This is a genomic window from Pantoea sp. R102 (genome assembly GCF_004916815.1).
Taxonomy (GTDB): domain Bacteria; phylum Pseudomonadota; class Gammaproteobacteria; order Enterobacterales; family Enterobacteriaceae; genus Pantoea; species Pantoea dispersa.
The window spans coordinates 1-3,809 of sequence record NZ_SDFT01000048.1 but is presented as its reverse complement, the minus strand read 5'-3'; the positions used below and the strand labels follow the sequence as shown (position 1 = coordinate 3,809).

Below are 3,809 nucleotides of genomic sequence, written 5' to 3'. Positions count from 1 at the left end.
AGCGCCTGCGCCAGCGTATGACGTACGCGCGCCACGGCACCGACAATATTGGTGCGCGGACGCAGGTGCGCCACTTCGCGCAGGTATTCGATGCTGTGACGTTTAGCCGCCATCGGATAGGTATCCGGATCGTCCACCCAGCCGGTGACTTCAACCTGGGTCGCCTGCAGTTCGAATGCCTGGCCTTCACCCGGCGACTCCACCACTTTACCGGTGACGATCACCGAACAGCCGGTGGTCAGACGCAGCACTTCATCCTGATAATTATTCAGAGAATTATTGACGACGGCCTGAACGGGATTAAAGCAGGAACCGTCATAAACGGCGATGAAGGAAAGACCGGCTTTGGAATCTCTTCGGGTACGTACCCAACCACGTACGGTGACTTCACTGTCAACCGCGACACGGCCGTGCAGTACATCCGCTACAGGCACTACGCTCATAAAAATCTCTCTATATAAATGAAGATGGAGTGAAATAAGCCCCATTCCGGGGTTTAGCTATGTTACTTGCGAGCCACCAGGAAACAAGCAAAATTGCCGGGGAATAAAGAGATTTTCTGGCGCAGAGCAGGGCGCAGGCACCCTGCTCAGGCCAATTAGCTGGCGCGTTTGACCAGCGGCAGGTCGAAGGCTTTGCGCAGGGCGCGCACGAAGGCTTTATCCTGGCAGATGGTTTTACCGGGACTGTCGGAGAGTTTGGCCACCGGTTTACCGTTGCAGCTCACCAGTTTGATCACGATATTCAAAGGCGTGACGCCGGGAATATCGCAGGTGAGGCGGGTGCCGATGCCAAATACCACGTTCGCGCGCTGACCGAAATGACGATACAGCGCCAGCGCTTTATCGAGGTTGAGATTATCGGAGAACACCAGCGTTTTGCTGAGCGGATCAATATTCAGCCGCTGATAGTGCGCAATGGCTTTTTCTCCCCACTCCACCGGATCGCCCGAATCATGGCGCAGGCCCTGATAGCGATGGGCAAAACCGGGGCCGAAATCACGCAGGAAGGCGTCCATCGTGATGCAGTCGGTCAGGGCAATGCCGAGCTGGTTATCGTACTCATCCAGCCACGACTGCAGCGCCGCGCGCTGGCTGTTGGCCAGTACCGGGCTGATCTGCTGATGCGCCTGGAACCATTCGTGTGCCTGGGTTCCGACCGGGTTAAGCTGCAACCGGCGCGCCAGATCGTAGTTACTGCTGCCCAGCAGCCACGGGAATTCGTTTTTCAGCGTGCTGACAATCGCTTCCTGCACCGCGCGCGAATAACGACGGCGCGTGCCAAAGTCCATCAGCTGGAAGCGCGACATATCGAGATCGCCCACCTGCTCACGGAAGTGCACCAGCTTTTGCTGCAGATGCGCCACCGCCTGTTCCGCGCCGCTTTCCGGCGTCCGGTGGCGGTGTACCACTTCGCTGATCAGCGCCAGCAGCGGCACTTCCCACAGAATCACTTCACGCCACGGGCCGCGAATCTGAATGCGCAGATGCCCGTGATCGTCGCGCACCTCAACCTGCGAGGCATCGAAGCGGAACTGGCGCAGCCAGTCGAGATAATCCTGCTGGAAAAACGGTAAGCTGCTGAGGTAACGATATTCGTCATCGCTCAGCGCCAGAGATTGCATGGCAGTAATGTGCGTGCGGATGGCGTCGGCATACTGGCCGAGCTGCTCATCGCTGCGGCAGCGAAATTCTGCCGTTACCGGGACATCGTAGTAACGATGATAAACGGCCTGCTGCATGTGAAGCTTATAGGCATCGGTATCAAGCAGCGTGGTCAAAATCGGGGAAGCGTGTCCAGTCATGGTGCGTTTCAGCATCCTCTTCCGCGGAGCAGAGCCCGGTATTCAACAAAGTCATAAAGACGCAGGAGTATAAAACAGTAATCACCGCGATCACACCATAATTGCAGGTGACAGGTCGAGGGTCATTTGTGCCATTGTTAATGAATTGTAGACTTTTGGCGCAACTCACGCATTGTGCGTGGCAACCCGGGCGCAACCCGCTTAGACTCTGAGGGTTGACTATATTAACGATGCGAGAAGGATTTATGACGCAACAGCCGCAAATTAAATATCGCCACGACTACCGGGCGCCGGACTACACCATCACCGATATCGACCTGACGTTTGATCTTGATGCGGCGACTACGCGCGTCACCGCCGTCAGTCAGGTAAAACGCCTTGGCGCGCAGCAGGCTGAACTGCGTCTGGACGGTGAGGCGCTGACGCTGCTGTCGCTGGCGGTGGATGGCAATCCGTGGCCGCACTACCGCGAAGAGCAGGGCGCACTGATTATCAGCCAGCTGCCGGACAACTTTACCCTGACCATCATTAATGAAATCCATCCGGATAAAAACACCGCGCTGGAAGGGCTGTACAAATCCGGCGAGGCGCTCTGCACCCAGTGTGAAGCCGAAGGCTTCCGGCATATCACCTGGTATCTCGATCGCCCGGACGTGCTGGCGCGCTTCACCACCACCCTGATCGCCGACGCGGCTAGCTATCCGTACCTGCTGTCCAACGGTAACAAGCTGGAGAGCGGTCAGCACGAGGATGGTCGTCACTGGGTGAAATGGCAGGATCCGTTCCCGAAACCCTGCTACCTGTTTGCGCTGGTCGCCGGCGATTTCGATGTGCTGCGCGATAGCTTTACCACCCGTTCCGGCCGTAACGTGGCGCTCGAAATTTTTGTCGATCGCGGCAACCTCGACCGCGCGGACTGGGCGATGACCTCGCTCAAAGCCAGCATGAAGTGGGACGAAGAGCGTTTCGGTCTCGAATATGACCTCGATATCTTTATGATCGTCGCGGTGGATTTCTTCAACATGGGCGCGATGGAGAATAAAGGCCTCAACGTCTTCAACTCCAAATATGTGCTGGCTAAAGCGGAAACCGCCACCGACAAAGACTATCTCGGCATTGAAGCCGTGATTGGTCACGAATATTTCCACAACTGGACCGGCAACCGCGTGACCTGCCGCGACTGGTTCCAGCTCAGCCTGAAAGAGGGTCTGACGGTCTTCCGCGATCAGGAGTTCAGTTCCGATCTCGGCTCGCGCGCGGTCAACCGTATTGATAATGTGCGCGTGATGCGCGGCGCGCAGTTCGCCGAGGATGCCAGCCCGATGGCCCATCCGATCCGTCCGGATCAGGTGATTGAAATGAACAACTTCTACACCCTGACGGTGTACGAGAAGGGTTCTGAAGTGATTCGCATGCTGCACACGCTGCTGGGTGAAGAGCAGTTCCAGCAGGGGATGCAGCTCTATTTCGAGCGTCACGATGGCAGCGCCGCCACCTGTGATGATTTCGTGCAGGCGATGGAAGATGCCTCCAACGTCGATTTGTCACAGTTCCGCCGCTGGTACAGTCAGTCGGGCACGCCGGTGCTGACGGTGCGTGATGACTACAACCCGGAGCTGGAGCAGTACACGCTGCACGTCACGCAGCACACGCCACCGACCGTCGATCAAAAAGAGAAGCTGCCGCTGCACATCCCGCTGGATATCGAACTGTATGACGGCGAAGGCAAGGTCATTCCGTTGCAGCACAACGGTCATCCGGTTCATCACGTGCTGAACGTCACCGACGAGTTCCAGACCTTCATTTTCGACAAGGTCTATTTCCAGCCGGTGCCGTCGCTGCTACGGGAATTCTCCGCACCGGTGAAGCTTGACTATAAATGGAGCGATGCGCAGCTGACTTTCCTGATGCGCCACGCGCGCAATGACTTCTCGCGCTGGGATGCGGCGCAAAGCCTGCTGGCGACGTATATCCGCCTCAACGTGGCGCGCCATCAGCAGGGCCA

General features: G+C 57.3%; 3 protein-coding genes. 1 reads left to right on the top strand and 2 read right to left on the bottom strand.

The genetic code is table 11. The features are described from left to right. Positions 1-443 (bottom strand): OB-fold nucleic acid binding domain-containing protein (locus ERD80_RS06720; protein ID WP_248295836.1); only part of this gene is annotated, 443 nt, incomplete at its 3' end. A 155-nt stretch (positions 444-598) separates the two neighbouring features. Next, positions 599-1,804, bottom strand: a complete 1,206-nt coding sequence (gene pncB / locus ERD80_RS06715; RefSeq protein WP_168926256.1) for a nicotinate phosphoribosyltransferase — start codon at positions 1,802-1,804, stop codon at positions 599-601. A 245-nt stretch (positions 1,805-2,049) separates the two neighbouring features. On the opposite strand from pncB, the gene pepN reads away from it, so the two are divergent. Then, the coding region (gene pepN, locus ERD80_RS06710; protein WP_136546283.1) for an aminopeptidase N at positions 2,050-3,809 on the top strand (1,760 nt) is incomplete at its 3' end.

Bases quoted from the DNA above. Each gene is read 5' to 3' on its own strand.
- pncB (WP_168926256.1), bottom strand. From the start codon at position 1,804: ATGACTGGACACGCTTCCCCGATTTTGACCACGCTGCTTGATACCGAT.